We start from the raw sequence: 13,421 nt of genomic DNA, 5'->3' as shown, positions 1-13,421 counted from the left end.
TCATCACTTTGCGATTCGGCCAGCTGTGGAGTCCTTCTATGCAAAAGGCCGATCAGGTACGCCGGCCGTCAAGGCGTCCGGGGGCGGCGGCAATAGCCTCTTTCACGCGGAGGGCCGCCTCGGCGGGGTCGTCGTGCTCCCAGACGCGTACCACGGTCCAGCCAGCCTCGCGGAGCGCCGCATTGGTCTGCCGATCTCGACGACGGTTGGTCTCGACCTTCGACGCCCAGAACTCGGCGTTCGTCTTGGCAACCGTGTGATGCACCGGGCACCCGTGCCAGAAGCACCCGTCGAGGAAAACCGCCACCCGTGCGCGGGGGAACACCAGGTCCGCCGTTCGACGTACCGCCCTGATCGGACGACGACTGACGAAATAGCGCAAACCCAACGCGTGGACGGCCCGACGCAGCGCGAGCTCCGGCTTGGTGTCACGCCCCGTGTTGGATTGCATCGATCTGCGTACGCCGGGCGACGAGGCCCACGACTTGTCGGACATGTGTTCTACTCCACCGGCGCGCCGGCGTGGTTTGAGATCGCGAGGCGTCTACCATGTGGCTGGTGAGTGATCGGTTGAGCATGATCGACCTGTTCGCGGGCTGCGGCGGTATGACGGTCGGGTTCCATCGTGAAGGATTCCAACCGGTGCTCTCCGTCGAGTGGGACCGCGCCGCCGCCTCGACCTATGCGGCGAACTTCGGCGAGTCGCACACCCGATGGGGTGACATCGCGCTGGTCCGCGAGGACGAGATCCCCGATGCCCAGGTCGTGATCGGCGGCCCACCTTGCCAGGGGTTCTCCAACCTGGGTAGCAAGGACGTCAACGATCCTCGTAACAAGCTGTGGAAGGAATACCTGCGGTTCGTCGTCACCGCGCGACCGCAGGTGTTCATCATCGAGAACGTCCAACGCTTCTCCAAGAGCAGCGAGTTCCAGCTCCTGCTCGAGGAGGCGGACCACGGCATCGTCAAGGACTACGAACTCTCCCACGGCGTGCTACTCGCCGCCGACTACGGGGTGGCGCAGCGTCGACCGCGCACCATCGTCATCGGTTCGCGTATCGGCAAGATCCCGCTGCCGGCACCGACGCATGCCAAGGACGGCGCCGGTGGTCTGAAGCCTTGGGAGACCGTGCGGAGCCGGATCGCCGGAATCGACGAACGGCCGGTGACCACCGAACTCCCGGAGACAATGACCGAGCACTTCGGCCAGCGCATCCGGGGTGAGTTCAAGGGCAGAGACATCCACTTCGGTCGTCAGCCCACCCGGCTGTCGCTGGAGCGCTACGATCACGTCCCACCCGGCGGCGGCCGGTTCGACGTCCCCGATCATCTGCTGTCGCGGTGCTGGCGGGAGAAGAAGACCGGCACGACCGATGTCATGGGCCGAATGCGGTGGGACGCCCCGTCGTTGACGATCCGCACCGAGTTCTTCAAGCCGGAGAAGGGTCAGTACCTGCACCCGCAGTGGGACCCCTATAACCCCAGCCGGCGGGTGAACAGGGTGATCACCCATTACGAAGCGTCGCTGCTGCAGGACTTCCCCAAGGACTTCCTATGGTGCGGGTCCAAGACCGAGATCGCCAAGCAGATCGGCAACGCCGTGCCCGCAGGCCTCGCCCAGGCCATCGCCGCGCACGTGAAGCAGTACCTCAACTGACCCTGCACCGAGGCGGACGCTTTCGCGTTTGACGGCGGATGTCGGTGGGCGGCACTCTGCCCGGGTGTCCTTCGACCAGACCTCACTGTTCGGCGACGACGACTCGACCGTACTGCCGCGTGGCCTGCGAGTACACCGCGGACGGGTGCTGCCACCTCGGCCGAAGACGGCCGGACGACCGCGGCCGGCCACAGGGCCGTCGCCGTACCGGACCGACGCGCAACCGCCGACCCGAGAGCACCACCCGCAGTTGTGGGCCGTACGCGACGCGATCAAGGCGATGGACCCCGACGGTGTACGCACCGGATACGCGATCCGCGAGGCGCTCGACCAGATCTACGACGGACAACGCACCGGTCGCTGGGACTACACCCAGCTTCTGAAGACCGAGAAGACCCACGTCGGCACCCTGGTCGAGATCTGGCTGCAGCGCGAGTTCGGCTTCGCCGACGGCCGGGACCTCGACTACCAGATCGCCGGTGTCGACGTCGACTGCAAGTGGTCGCTGAACCTCTACGACTGGGAGATCCCGCAGGAGATGTACTCCCGCGGCGACAAGATTGCCCTCGTCGTGTGGGCCAACGAGTACACCGCCCGATGGGCCTCCGGCCTCGTCGTGATCAGCGAATCGGTGCTCCGGCCACCCGGCAGACAGCGTGACGGGAAGCGGAGACTCAACGATCGGGGTCGCGACAGCATCCTTTGGATCGAAGCCGGCGCGGACCTGGTCAAGAACACCCTGCTGCACGTCAAGGACCCCGCCAAACTCGAGCTCATCGCCTACGCGGCCAAAGGCCAGACCGCAGTCACCAACCTGTTCCATGAACTGACCGGACAGCTGGTTAACCGCGCCACCGTGTTGACCGCCGCTCAACAGGTCGACGGCGCCAAACGAGTCCGTGACGCACGCAAGCACCTGCGGCCCCACGGCATCGTGATCTTCGGCCACTACGCACCGCATCCACAGATGGCGGCAGAGCTGGGCCTGCCCGTGCCGACGCTCGGTCGGTTCGTCAGCGCCCGCCTGACTCCATGGTCGGCCGGTGACCCCGAGCCCCGCACCGAGATCGACGGACGACTGTGGCGGCTGTCGCGCCCCAGCGACCCACCCACCATCGCCCCTGAGCTGCCCAAACAAGGCGGCTGACGCATCCGGCGTGTACCGAGGCGGCCGCCCCGCCCGAGAAAGGCAACCCTCGGGGACCGCCTCGCCCACCGGAACCGGCGACACCCCGCCGAGGATCCGCTCCGCTGCCACGACACCGTGGTGGTCGATCCGAGCCCACTCACGAACCGCCACCCGCATGACTCGCGGGCGGATGTCTGAAGACCGGCCGCCCCGACCGGCCGCTCGAGTCCCGCTCAGCGGCCAAGCTCCGAAATGTCGTACGTGAGGCCGACACTTAGACGGTCAACGATGCGATCGTCGGAGGTCGGACGTGCAGACTGTCGTCACAGCGCATGATGTGATCGCACGCTTCGTCTCGTCGCCGAGGGCCACGGACCGGCTGAACTGGTGGCGCGGGGACGGCCGGCGTGCCCAGGTCGTCCCCGCCGTCATGGGCCACGAGAGCCGCGTCGTCCTGTCGGCGAGCCTGGACGAGGTGAGACAGGTGTGCAGCTCGACCGAACACGCCTTGAGCGACGTCTAGAAAGCGCACGTCTCCGCGCCCCTACGATCAGGGACTGGACTGCCCCCTTCGCCGTCACTCACGTCCTGCACTTCATCACCGAACACGACCAGGGCATCCCCACCTGGCAGAGGTTCCGGGAGGCGTGCCAGTCAGACGTCTTGCGCAGCATGCTGTGGGATCCTGCACGGCGCGCCGTCGAGGCCTGCACACGGCGGGACGGGGTCGACGCCGAGCTGGCGCATCAAGCCCTGCGCTGGCGTATCGGCAACTTCTAATACTCGTTCCTGCGAGTGGTCCTGCACACCCGGGTCACAGCGCCTCGCGGCAGGCCGGCATCCGAAAGGGCGGTTCAGGTGGCGTTCGACGCATCGCGGTACGTCGTCGGCGACGAATGGGTCTACCGGCTTCGAGACACGGAACCGTCGGAACGCGTACGCATCAAGGCCGTCACCCCGAAGAAGACCACCGCGAGTATCGAGGTGGAGTTCCTCGACGGCGGCCACCGCGTGCAGACCGTGCCGTCATCCCGGCTGAAGACCCGGTGGGCGAATGTCGAAGCCTACGACGCCCAGCAAGCAGCCTGGCAGCGCATCGCCGACTTCGATGAGCCGGAGTCCGCGGTGCCGGCCGGCCTCGCCGAATTGCCGGGTCCTCAGCAGGCATTCGCGGAGTTCCTGAGGTTGGATCGGGACCTGCTCGCGGTGGCCGCAGCGGCGAGTGCACCGCTGGTGGTGAAGGCGCCGTCGGATGCCGCTCTGAAACGCTGGGTCAAGGCGCAGTCGGCGGTCGACAAGGATGAATGGCTGCTACGGATCTTGCGGGGTGACGGCGCTCACCTGCGAGTGGAGATGCTGCGAGTTCCATGGGACCTCGGTCGATCCGGAAGCTGATGGCGGTCGTACCGCCGGTGATCTGCCGGCCGCCGCCGAGCAGTTGTTCGCTCGGCGGCAGGAGGCGGCCCGCCGTCGTGAGGCTCAGGCTCAGCGCCGGCGGGAGAAGGCAGCGGCCGAAGCTCGTGCGCTGCGCCTGGCCGAGCTGAGGAAGGACACGGCAGCGGCGTGGCGTCACGTGGAGACGTTGATCGAGTCCAAGAAGCCGAAGGAGTACGACGTCGCTGTCACGCTTCTGGTGGATCTCCGGGATCTGGCATTCCTGGACGGTGACATCGACGGGTTCGAGGAGCGGATGCGGCTGTTGCGAACGGCGCACGCACGCAAGCCGACCCTGCTTGACCGGCTGGCCCGCGTCCGGCTTGATTGATCGTGGGAGGTGTCGGCGATGACCGCCTCGATCGGGATCTGGGCCCGAGGCGACGCTACCGGTGAGCAGGTGCTGTACCGGTGGGAGGCCGACCAGGTCAGCGGCTTCGTGACGTTTGAGGTGGCGGCGCGGAGGTTCCGGCCGGCTGACGGGAACGGCCGGCCGATCGGGGATCTTCTGTTCGACGCCGGCACCGGAGATGCGAACGGGACGGCGGCGGGAGTGGACCGGCGGTTGTTCAGCCAGGTGGTCGGCGCGATCCTTCGCGGGTACGCGCGGGCCGGCCAAGCCACGGCCACGGCACACGCACACTATTACTGAGACCTAGATCAACGGTCCGGAAGGGCGAAGAGCAGTAGGTTGGCGACGTGTCGTTGAAAGCTGAACTCACCAGTGCCGACCTCGATGAGGTGCGGCAGTCTGCGCTCGGCGCCGCTGACCCGCTGGGGGTTGCGGCCGAGCTGGCTGATGCTGTCGATGCGGGATTGCTCGCCGACAAAGATGATGCGGGGTACGCCCTGGGGCTGGCCGCTGAGATCGCCGAGAGTCGATCCAAGCATGATGCCGCGTTGCGGTATGTGGATCGCGGGCTCGACGCCTACGGCGGGCAGGACGGCAGCCGGGTTGCCGCGGCCAGGGCTCTGCGGGCGCGGATTCTGTTCCGGGTGGGGCGGGCGGATGACGCGATGGCCGAGCTTGACGGGCTGCGGCCGCTGCTCACTCGGTACAACGACGCGCCGGCTTACGTCAGTGCGGCACTGGCGGTGGGCGGGCGCAACCGGGTGGCCGAGGAGTGGCTGACCGAGGCCACGCAGAGTGTGCTGGCCGAGCGGGACGGGCCCGAGCCGGCCAGCGCCGACGACGCGGGGCTTCTCTTCTTCCTGCTGCAGCAGCGGCACCGGGTTCGCCACGCGTTGGGGCGGTCGCACGACGCGCACGACAACCTGGCCGATCGGCTCGAGACGCGGCTGGCCAATGCCAACGCCCGGGCCGCGGCCGAGCTGGTCGACGATCTGCTGTTCTGGCCGCAGGGGGAGTTCGAGCAGCTGCTCGGTCAGTGGCCGGCGTTGTCTGAGGCGTACGGGGAAGATTGGGATGCACACCGCGCCCGGCTCGAGCGTGAGCTGAACCGCCTGGCGCGCGCCGGGCGAAGCGATTTGAGCCTGCTGATCGGGTCGGTCGGTGGGCTGACCCGGTTCGCGGGGACCGACGGCGATCCGGCCGATCCGCAGACGCGGGCCGGCTACGCGGGTCAGCTCCGGGGCCAGATCACCTGGCCGCCGGAGCGTAACGCCGCGTGCTGGTGTGGGTCGGGCAGCAAGTACAAGAAGTGCTGCCTGCCCAGAGGCCGTTAAGAAATCGTGAATTGACTGACGGGTAGGGGGCGTCCGACGGTGCGGACGTCCCCGATCGAGCCGTGGAAGACGTTGTCGATACGCGACGGCCGTTCGAGGGGGCTCGGGTTTAGGCGCGGCGTCAGCGGTCAAGTGCAGTGCTGTCGCCGGGCGGTCCGGCGGCAACGCGTACCCGGAAGGAACGGTCTAATGGCGATCTCCGTGAACCTCGACGCTGTGCTGGACAAGGCCTACGAGTCGAAGTCGTTGGCTGAGCTGGCCGACGCTCCGGTCTCCGCGCTCGCCGGCGTCAGCGACGCGGACGGCGAGGCGCTGCAGAAGGCCTTCAACATCAAGACCATCGGAGACCTGGCCGGCCACAAGTACGTCAAGGCGGCCCAGGCGATCGCCGAGCTCAGCCGCCTCGCCAAATAGCATCAATCAGCAAAGCAGGAGTGCGATCCGATGAAACGGGGCATCCAGCGGACATGAGCTGGGTGCAGACCGTCCGCGAGCGGGCGCGGGATCGTTTCACCGCGGCGGCGGCCCGCACGCCGCCGCCCTACCTCGGCCCGGAAGAAGGGCCGATGCGCCCGGAACCCGTCCGGGTCGTCGAACAGCCGCCCACCACGGACGACGTGCTGCCCAGCGGGATCCGGACCGCCGGCGCCTGGGCATTGCGATTCATTCTCTTCGTGGTCGCGGCCTACCTCGCGCTGCGGCTGATCTCCGTGTTGCGCGTGGTGATCATCCCGGTGGTGGTCGCGATACTGCTCGCCGCCCTGTTCCAGCCGGTCGCCGCGTTGCTGGTGAAGCGGGGGATGAAACGCTCCCTGGCCGCGGGCCTGGTGCTGATCACCGCCCTGATAGTGGTGTTCGGCGGTCTGAGCTTGATCATCCGGACCTTCATCAACCAACTCGACGACCTGTCGGCGAAGGTCAGCGACGGCGTCAACGAGGTGCAGAAGTGGCTCTCGCAGGGGCCGCTGCACCTCTCCGACGCCCAGCTCAGCCAGTACGTCGACCGGGCCCGTGACGCCGTCACCTCGCATCAGGGCGCTCTGACCAGCGGCGCGCTGAGCACCGCGGGCACGCTCGGCGAGGTCGTCACCGGATTCTTCCTGGTGCTGTTCACCCTGTTCTTCTTCTTGCGGGACGGCCGGCAGATCTGGACGTTCCTGACCCGGCTGCTGCCCCGTGACGCCCGGCTGCCCACGGCCCGGGCCGGCCACTACTCGTGGCACACGCTCGTCTCGTACGTGCACGCCACGGTGCTGGTGGCGTTCGTCGACGCGGTCGGTATCGGCATCGGGTTGCTGATCCTGCGCGTACCCCTGGCTATCCCGCTGGCCGCGCTGGTGTTCCTCGGCGCGTTCATCCCGGTCGTCGGTGCGACCCTGTCCGGTGTCGTCGCGATCCTGGTCGCGCTGGTCACCCGGGGGCCGGTCACCGCGCTGATCGTGCTGATCATCGTGATCGCGGTGCAGCAGCTCGAGGGTCACATCCTGCAGCCGCTGATCATGGGGCGGGCGGTGGCGCTGCATCCGCTGGCGGTCATTCTGGCCATCGCCTCGGGCATCGTGGTCGCCGGGATCGTCGGCGGGCTGATCGCCGTACCCCTGCTCGCGGTCCTGAACACCGCCATCCGCTATCTGGTGCGGCATCCCGACGGCCGGCCGACGCCCGACAGCCAGCCGCCGGGCACCCAGGATCCCGAGGTCGGAGCGGACAAGGAGACCGTGCCCTGAGTCACGGCGGCCGCCGGTGTCGTCGTGTGATCACGGTTACCGGGGCGCCCGACGGGTATGCGATGGTCATGCCCGCACGTGAGAACATGCCGAGCACCCTGAAGCGGTCGCCGAAGAAGGCGCAGGACACCTACGCCGAGACCCTCGATTCCGCGGTCGACCAGTACGGCGACGGAGAGCGCGCCCATCGGACGGCGTTCTCCGCGGTCAAGCACTCGTTCGAGAAGGTCGGCGACCACTGGGAGCCCAAGGCCGAGAAGGGCCCGAGCGACGCCAAGGCCGCCGGCGGCCGGGACAGCAAGGCCAAGACCGCCTCCGGCGTCGACGCCAACGCCAGCAAGAAGCACCTGCTGGACGTGGCCAGGCGGCTCGACATCACCGGCCGTTCCCGGATGACCAAGTCCGAGCTGGTCGAGGCCATCCAGAAGGCGAACGCCCGCAGCACCCGCAAGGCCAGCGCGAAGTAGAAAGGCCCGGACGGCGGCTGCCGTCCGGGCCTCTACTACCTGAAGGTCAGCCGGTGAAGCCGGCGAAGATCTTGCTGAACTCGAACGGGGACTGCGCCACGTTGGTGCACTGGAACAGGGCGCCCGAGCAGGCGTTCTTGTCGCGGTTGAGCTCCCAGAAGGAGACGAACCCGATGTGGTTCTTGCCGGCCGCGGCGACCAGGTCACGGGCGTCGTCCTGGGTGAACTTCCCGTTGTCGTCGTTCTGACCGAGCATCGGGGTCACGCCGACCATCTTGAAGGCGGCCGCGTCGCTGTTCCCGTACACCTGCTTGATCTGGTTCTTGGTCGACTCGACGGCCTGGATGGCCAGGTTGCCGTAGTCCTGACCGGCCCGCCCGTAGTCCATCGCCATGATGTTGACCAGGTCGATGTCGACGCCCGCGTTCTTGGCCGAGCGCACCACGTTCAGCCCGTCGTTGGTCAGGCCCTCCGGGAGTACGGGCAGCGTCAGCGAGATCTTCAGGCCCGGGTTGGCCTTCTGCAGCGCCGCCAGGGCGGTCGAGCGGCGGCCGATCGAGGCGGCGTCGGCCGACGCGGCACCCTCGATGTCCAGGTCGATGTACTTCAGGTTGTACGCCGACACGACGGCCTGGTACTCGGCCTGCAGTGCCTTGACGTCGGTGCAGGCCTGGGCGAGCTCGATGCCCGTGGCGCCGCCGAAGGAGACCTTGACGTCACCGCCGCCGCTGCGCAGCGCGTCGATCTGGTCGGCGAACTGCTTCTGCCGCGGGTCGAAGGCACCGAACCAGCTGGCCTTGCAGCCCGCCCCGGTGACGAAGGCCAGCGAGAACGACTTGACGTTGCCGCTCTTGGCCAGCTGGGCCAGGGTCGTGGCACCGTTCGAAAGCAGACCCATGTCGACGTACGGGGCCGCCAGCACGCCTCCGGCCGCCGGTTTGGTCGGCTGCGTCGGGGGCTTGGTCGGCTGGGTCGGCGGCGTCGTCGGATCCTGGGCCGGCGGCTTGGTCGGCTGGGTCGGCGGGGTGGTCGGCTTCGTGGGCGGGGTGGTCGGCTGCGTACCGCCTCCGCCGCTCTTGCAGTCGGCGCCGTTGATCGTGCAACTGGTCGGGTCTCCGCTGCCGGCCACCACGAACCCGAACTCGACCTTGCCGCCGGCCGGGATGCTCGCGTTGTAGCCCTTGTTGGTAGCGGTGGCCGTGCCGCCCGCGACCGCGACCGAGGCGTCCCAGAAGGTGCCCACCTTGGCCGACCCCGGCAGCCCGAACGCCAGCTTCCACCCGTCCACGGCCGTACTGCCGGTGTTCTTGATCGTGTACTTGGCCTGGTAGCCGCTACCCCAGTCGGAGTCCTTGCTGAAGCTGGCGGTCAACGTCCCGCCGGCCTTGGTGCTGGTGCTGGTCCCGGCCACGGCCGCGATCGCACCGCCGCCGGCCGCGACAGCGGCCGCTCCAAGATAGATAGCCAGCCGTAGCCGCTTGCGTCCCATGAGACAACTCCGATCAGGGGGCTTTCCGAACGGCCCCGATCGTGTCCTCTCACCCCTTAAGGAGCCTAGCCAGTTTCCTTAAGTCCGCCTAAAGGACGGCGTCAGAGCGGCATCGGGTCGACGTCGCAGTTGGCGCGCTGGTCGTCCTCGGCGGCCGCGATCGCCGGATGTTCCGGACCCAGAACCCGCCGGTACGCCTCGATAACGGCGTCGAATCGCTGATCGCCCTCGACGCCGCGGCCGAGTGCCCGCAGATCGAAGGCCAGGTTGAGCGAGCACGCCAAGGTCGACGGATGCTCGATGCCCAGCCGGCCCTCCGACCGCTGCAACGTGTCCAGATCCATGCGGTAGGCCGCGTTGTGGTCGCCCATCGCGGACAGATCACTCCCCAGGTTGGTCGCGCAGGTCAGGGTGAGGACGTGATCGTCGCCGAGACCGTTGCGCAGACCCTCGAAGGCGGCGGAGTCGTGTTCGAAGGCCATGGCGACGTCACCCAGCAGGCGAAGCACGATGCCGAGGTTCGTCCGGGCGTACAACGTGTAGGGGTGGTTCTCACCCAGCGTCTCGGCATACTCGTGCCAGGTGCGCTCGGCGAGTTCGCGTGACTCCACGACCTGGTCGTTCTCGCGCAGGTCGACCGCATAGTTGAGGGCGCAGGCGATCGCCTCGGGGTTGAGCTCGCCGTACCGCGAGCGAAGCGAATCCATGGTGTTCATCGCCAGCTTGCGCGCGTCCTCGTGTTTGCCGGCCCGGCGGCGGGAGACGGCCAGGTTGCGGGCGGCCATCAGGGTGTATTGATGGCCGGCCCCGAGCGCCCGGTGCGTCCGCTCGTACAACGACTCCTGCTGCTCGTTCGCGGCCACGTATTCGCCGCGTTCGCGCAGGTCGAGAGTGAGACCGTTCTGCGTGAGCAGGGTCAGCGGATGGTCGGCTCCGAGCACCTCGACCCGGCGGCGGACGGTGTCCATGTCGCGTTCCAGGGCGGCCGAGAAATCCCCGGTGGCACGCAGGCTCACGCCGAGCGCGTGAGCCATGGACAGCGTGTGTGGATAGTCGGGGCCGAAGACGCGTTCCGAGATTTCGTACGCCTCGCGGTCGAGGTCCACGGCGCCGGCGAAGTCACCGGCGGCTCGGCGGTCGGCGGCGACCAGGCTCATGGCGTCGAGCGTGTCCTCGTCGTCCGGATCGGTCGTCGACCGCAGTTTTTCCAGGCAGTCGGCGTCGATGCGAGCGGCCGCGGCGAAGTTGCCCAGCACGCGCTCGACGTGACCGAGCCATCGCGCCGCCTTCAGGATCTGAGGGTCTTCGGGCGCCAGCATCGTGTTCCAGCGATCCACGACCTCGGCCGCGTACTCCCGGCAGCCGGTCTGGTCACCCCAGAAGAACAGGAAGGCGATGATGTCGTTGGCCAGCTGCCGCGCCCATTCGTCTTCACATCCGCTGATGTCGGAGGCACGCACGTGCGGCAGCAAGGCGTGGAACCTGGCCCGGTGCTCCAGCGCGTCGGGGTTGCCCGGGTTGCCGCCGGCCAGGAAGAGGTGGGCGGCATGCCGCATGTCCTCCTGGCCCTCCGGCGTCAGCCGGCCGATCACGACGTTGCGCACCAGCCGGTGCAGCTGAATGGTCTTCTCGCGGTAGTCGGTGCGGGCCAGGCCGTATCGCTCGATCTGGCGGAAGGCGCGGTTGAGCCGGCTCGGCTTCTGCAGGGTCGCGTCCATCTCCGGCGAGATGTTGACGTTCCGCGGCCCCTGGAAGAGTTCGAGCGAGATGGGCTCGGGCGCCATGAAGGAACAGGCCTGCAGCAATTGCACGGCCACCGGGTTCTCGGCGTCGAGTCGCTCCAGGGCGACCGTCCAGGCGGCGGCGACCGCGACCTCGTACTCCTCCGGGTGGTCCTCGGGTTCGAGCCGGGCACGGGTTTCGCGCAACATGAGGAGGTAATCCTCGACCGGCGTGTCCGTCGTGGCCCGCCAGGCCGCGGCCTGACCGATCGCCAGCGGCAGGTCGTCGAGCAACTCGGCCAGCGCGTCGGCCTGTTCCGGGCTCATCGTGGGGTTTCGCTTACGCAGAAGCGCGATGCTCTCGCCGCGGCTGAACGCCCCGATCTCCAGCGCGTCCGCGAGGCTGGTCCACTCCTCGTTGCGGGAGGTGACCAGTACCTTGCCCGTGCCGCCCTGCGGAAGATATTCGCGGACGGTCTCGATGGTCTCGGCGTTGTCAAAGATCAAAAGCCAGTTGGCGTACGGCGTTCCGGCCTGAAGCGCCCGTTTGACCTCGCGCACCGCGGTGTTGGCGTCCTGGCTCACATCGACGTTCAGCCGCTTGCCGAGTTCGCTCAGTGCCCGCAGGATCTGGCTCGGCTGTTCGGCCGGCACGAACCAGACGACGTCGAAGTCGGCCCGGTGGCGGTAGGCGTACTCGGTGGCGATCTGCGACTTTCCGACGCCGCCCATGCCGTGCAGCGCCTGCGGCAGCACCGCCGTCACCTGGCGCCGCCGTAGCCGGCGGTCGAGCGCGGCCAGCAGATCTTCGCGTCCGGTGAAGTCACCGTTTCGCGGCGGCAGGTTGCCCCACACCGCGGCATCCGCTTCCGGCTGCAGCAAGGAATGGATGGACGTGGGTATGGGCACCGGTCCGGGGCCGTGAACGGGGTGCGTCGTGCGTTCGACCGGTCGGATCCGAATCGGCTCGGCCGGAGGCTCGGGGGACATACGGGCAATCGCCTCCTGAAGTCGGCCCGCGCGTGCTGCGTAGGGTCCGGACAGGGCACGGAGAACGGCCAGTTCGAGCTGCGCGAACGGCAACGTTGCCGGAGCGACCGCGGTGTCCGGATGACGGTCCGGACTGGCCAGGACGGTCGAGAGGTCGCGGACGGCCGGCAGCCGATCCCCATGGAGGTCGGAGACAATCTGGACGACCCGTACCGTGTCGTCCCGGGCCGCGCAGGCGAGCAACGCCTCGCGCACGCCCGGGCGGAAGGTCAGGTCGTCACCGGCCCGGATGAGCAGCGGGCTGGTCACGACCTCGGCCAGATGAAGAGGACGCGATTCGGGGAGGAGCACGCCCTGGATCGCCCGGAGCGCATCCAGGTCGAGAGGTACGGAAGCGACGTAGGTGGCGAGCCGGAAGGCCTGTGCCGACGCCTCCGCCCGGAACTGGAAGACCAGATCCTGCGGATCCACATCGGTCGGTGCCGGCACCGGTACGGCTCGTTGCGCCGGGCCGGGCGAGCGGTCCGGATCCGCGATGTACGCGACCAGGTCGAGCCAGCCGCGCGACGTGCCGTCGACCAGCGAGGCCCACCGGTCGAGCCAGCGCGCACTGAGTTCGAGCAGCGGGATGGCCACGGCGGACTCGTGCCGCGGCTCGTCGAACGGGTTGATCCAGCGGGCCGGCTCGCGGATCTGCAACTCGGCGTTGGTGGCCATGGCATGACTGGCCGAGAGCTGGAGCTTTCGCGGGGCCAGGTTCGATCGGTGCCAGCGCTCTTCCGGGTACGGATTGACGATGGCTACCGGAACGGCGGATCCCCAGGCGCGGAGCAGGGCACCGGCGTCCCTCTGGGCCCAGAACGGATCGAGGCCGTCGGTCAGCACGATGATCAGTTGTCCGTCGGGTTGACTTCGGCCTCGGTCGTCGCGGAACGACTTCAGGGTGTGTGCGCGTACCCCGGTGAACACCGCCTCGGCGAGGTGCCGGAAGGCGGTCACCGTCGGCTCCCACACTCGCATCGAGGGGCTCGAGTCGACCACGAGCGCCAGCGTCGGCGCGTACGGCGCGAACCGGCGAAGCTCGGCCTCGAGCGCGAGGCTGTCCGGTAGTGCGGTCACGAC

14 protein-coding genes are annotated in these 13,421 nt (G+C 68.3%); 10 read left to right on the top strand and 4 right to left on the bottom strand.

Annotated features, from left to right (window positions below; genetic code table 11):
- Positions 1-52: 52 nt before the first annotated feature.
- Positions 53-496, bottom strand: a complete 444-nt coding sequence (locus tag ACGFIO_RS18325) for a very short patch repair endonuclease (RefSeq protein ID WP_392827423.1) — start codon at positions 494-496, stop codon at positions 53-55.
- Between the two features lie 80 nt (positions 497-576).
- Between ACGFIO_RS18325 and ACGFIO_RS18320 the strand changes: the two genes are divergently transcribed.
- From ACGFIO_RS18320 to ACGFIO_RS18295, 6 genes are all read left to right on the top strand, one after another.
- Positions 577-1,656, top strand: a complete 1,080-nt coding sequence (locus ACGFIO_RS18320) for a DNA cytosine methyltransferase (RefSeq protein ID WP_392827422.1) — start codon at positions 577-579, stop codon at positions 1,654-1,656.
- Between the two features lie 64 nt (positions 1,657-1,720).
- Positions 1,721-2,803 (top strand): NaeI family type II restriction endonuclease, encoded by a 1,083-nt coding sequence (locus ACGFIO_RS18315; RefSeq protein WP_392827421.1) that lies wholly within the window; start codon positions 1,721-1,723, stop codon positions 2,801-2,803.
- A gap of 292 nt (positions 2,804-3,095) precedes the next feature.
- On the top strand, positions 3,096-3,308 hold the full coding sequence (locus ACGFIO_RS18310) for a hypothetical protein (RefSeq protein WP_392827420.1): 213 nt from the start codon (positions 3,096-3,098) through the stop codon (positions 3,306-3,308).
- A 335-nt stretch (positions 3,309-3,643) separates the two neighbouring features.
- Positions 3,644-4,180, top strand: coding sequence for a hypothetical protein (locus ACGFIO_RS18305; protein ID WP_392827419.1), 537 nt, complete (start codon positions 3,644-3,646; stop codon positions 4,178-4,180).
- Positions 4,113-4,550 carry a hypothetical protein gene (locus ACGFIO_RS18300; RefSeq protein WP_392827418.1) on the top strand — a complete coding sequence of 146 codons (438 nt, stop codon included), beginning with the start codon at positions 4,113-4,115 and terminating at the stop codon, positions 4,548-4,550. Before ACGFIO_RS18305 ends, ACGFIO_RS18300 begins: the two co-directional genes overlap by 68 nt.
- Positions 4,551-4,568: 18 nt before the next feature.
- The gene (locus ACGFIO_RS18295) at positions 4,569-4,871 is read left to right on the top strand and encodes a hypothetical protein (protein ID WP_392827417.1); all 303 of its coding nucleotides are present in this window, start codon (positions 4,569-4,571) and stop codon (positions 4,869-4,871) included.
- A gap of 8 nt (positions 4,872-4,879) precedes the next feature.
- Here the strand turns inward: ACGFIO_RS18295 and ACGFIO_RS18290 are convergent, their stop codons facing one another.
- Entirely contained in the window at positions 4,880-5,110 is a 231-nt protein-coding gene (locus tag ACGFIO_RS18290; protein ID WP_392827416.1) for a hypothetical protein, read from the bottom strand.
- 18 nt (positions 5,111-5,128) lie between these two features.
- On the opposite strand from ACGFIO_RS18290, the gene ACGFIO_RS18285 reads away from it, so the two are divergent.
- The 4 genes from ACGFIO_RS18285 (at position 5,129) to ACGFIO_RS18270 (ending at position 8,099) form a co-directional block, all read left to right on the top strand.
- Positions 5,129-5,905 carry an SEC-C domain-containing protein gene (locus ACGFIO_RS18285; RefSeq protein ID WP_392827473.1) on the top strand — a complete coding sequence of 259 codons (777 nt, stop codon included), beginning with the start codon at positions 5,129-5,131 and terminating at the stop codon, positions 5,903-5,905.
- 189 nt (positions 5,906-6,094) lie between these two features.
- Positions 6,095-6,319 (top strand): hypothetical protein, encoded by a 225-nt coding sequence (locus ACGFIO_RS18280; RefSeq protein WP_392827415.1) that lies wholly within the window; start codon positions 6,095-6,097, stop codon positions 6,317-6,319.
- 53 nt (positions 6,320-6,372) lie between these two features.
- On the top strand, positions 6,373-7,632 hold the full coding sequence (locus tag ACGFIO_RS18275; protein ID WP_392827414.1) for an AI-2E family transporter: 1,260 nt from the start codon (positions 6,373-6,375) through the stop codon (positions 7,630-7,632).
- A 68-nt stretch (positions 7,633-7,700) separates the two neighbouring features.
- Positions 7,701-8,099 carry a ChaB family protein gene (locus tag ACGFIO_RS18270; protein WP_392827413.1) on the top strand — a complete coding sequence of 133 codons (399 nt, stop codon included), beginning with the start codon at positions 7,701-7,703 and terminating at the stop codon, positions 8,097-8,099.
- Positions 8,100-8,145: 46 nt separating this feature from the next.
- On the opposite strand, the gene ACGFIO_RS18265 is transcribed toward ACGFIO_RS18270, so the two are convergent.
- Positions 8,146-9,588, bottom strand: a complete 1,443-nt coding sequence (locus tag ACGFIO_RS18265; protein WP_392827412.1) for a cellulose binding domain-containing protein — start codon at positions 9,586-9,588, stop codon at positions 8,146-8,148.
- A gap of 101 nt (positions 9,589-9,689) precedes the next feature.
- Positions 9,690-13,418, bottom strand: coding sequence for an FxSxx-COOH system tetratricopeptide repeat protein (gene fxsT / locus ACGFIO_RS18260; protein WP_392827411.1), 3,729 nt, complete (start codon positions 13,416-13,418; stop codon positions 9,690-9,692).
- Positions 13,419-13,421: the final 3 nt, after the last annotated feature.

Source organism: Actinoplanes sp. NPDC049265 (assembly GCF_043197135.1).
Lineage (GTDB): Bacteria > Actinomycetota > Actinomycetes > Mycobacteriales > Micromonosporaceae > Actinoplanes.
Note: the sequence above shows the minus strand (reverse complement) of the source record. Positions and strands in the feature narration are given on the sequence as shown.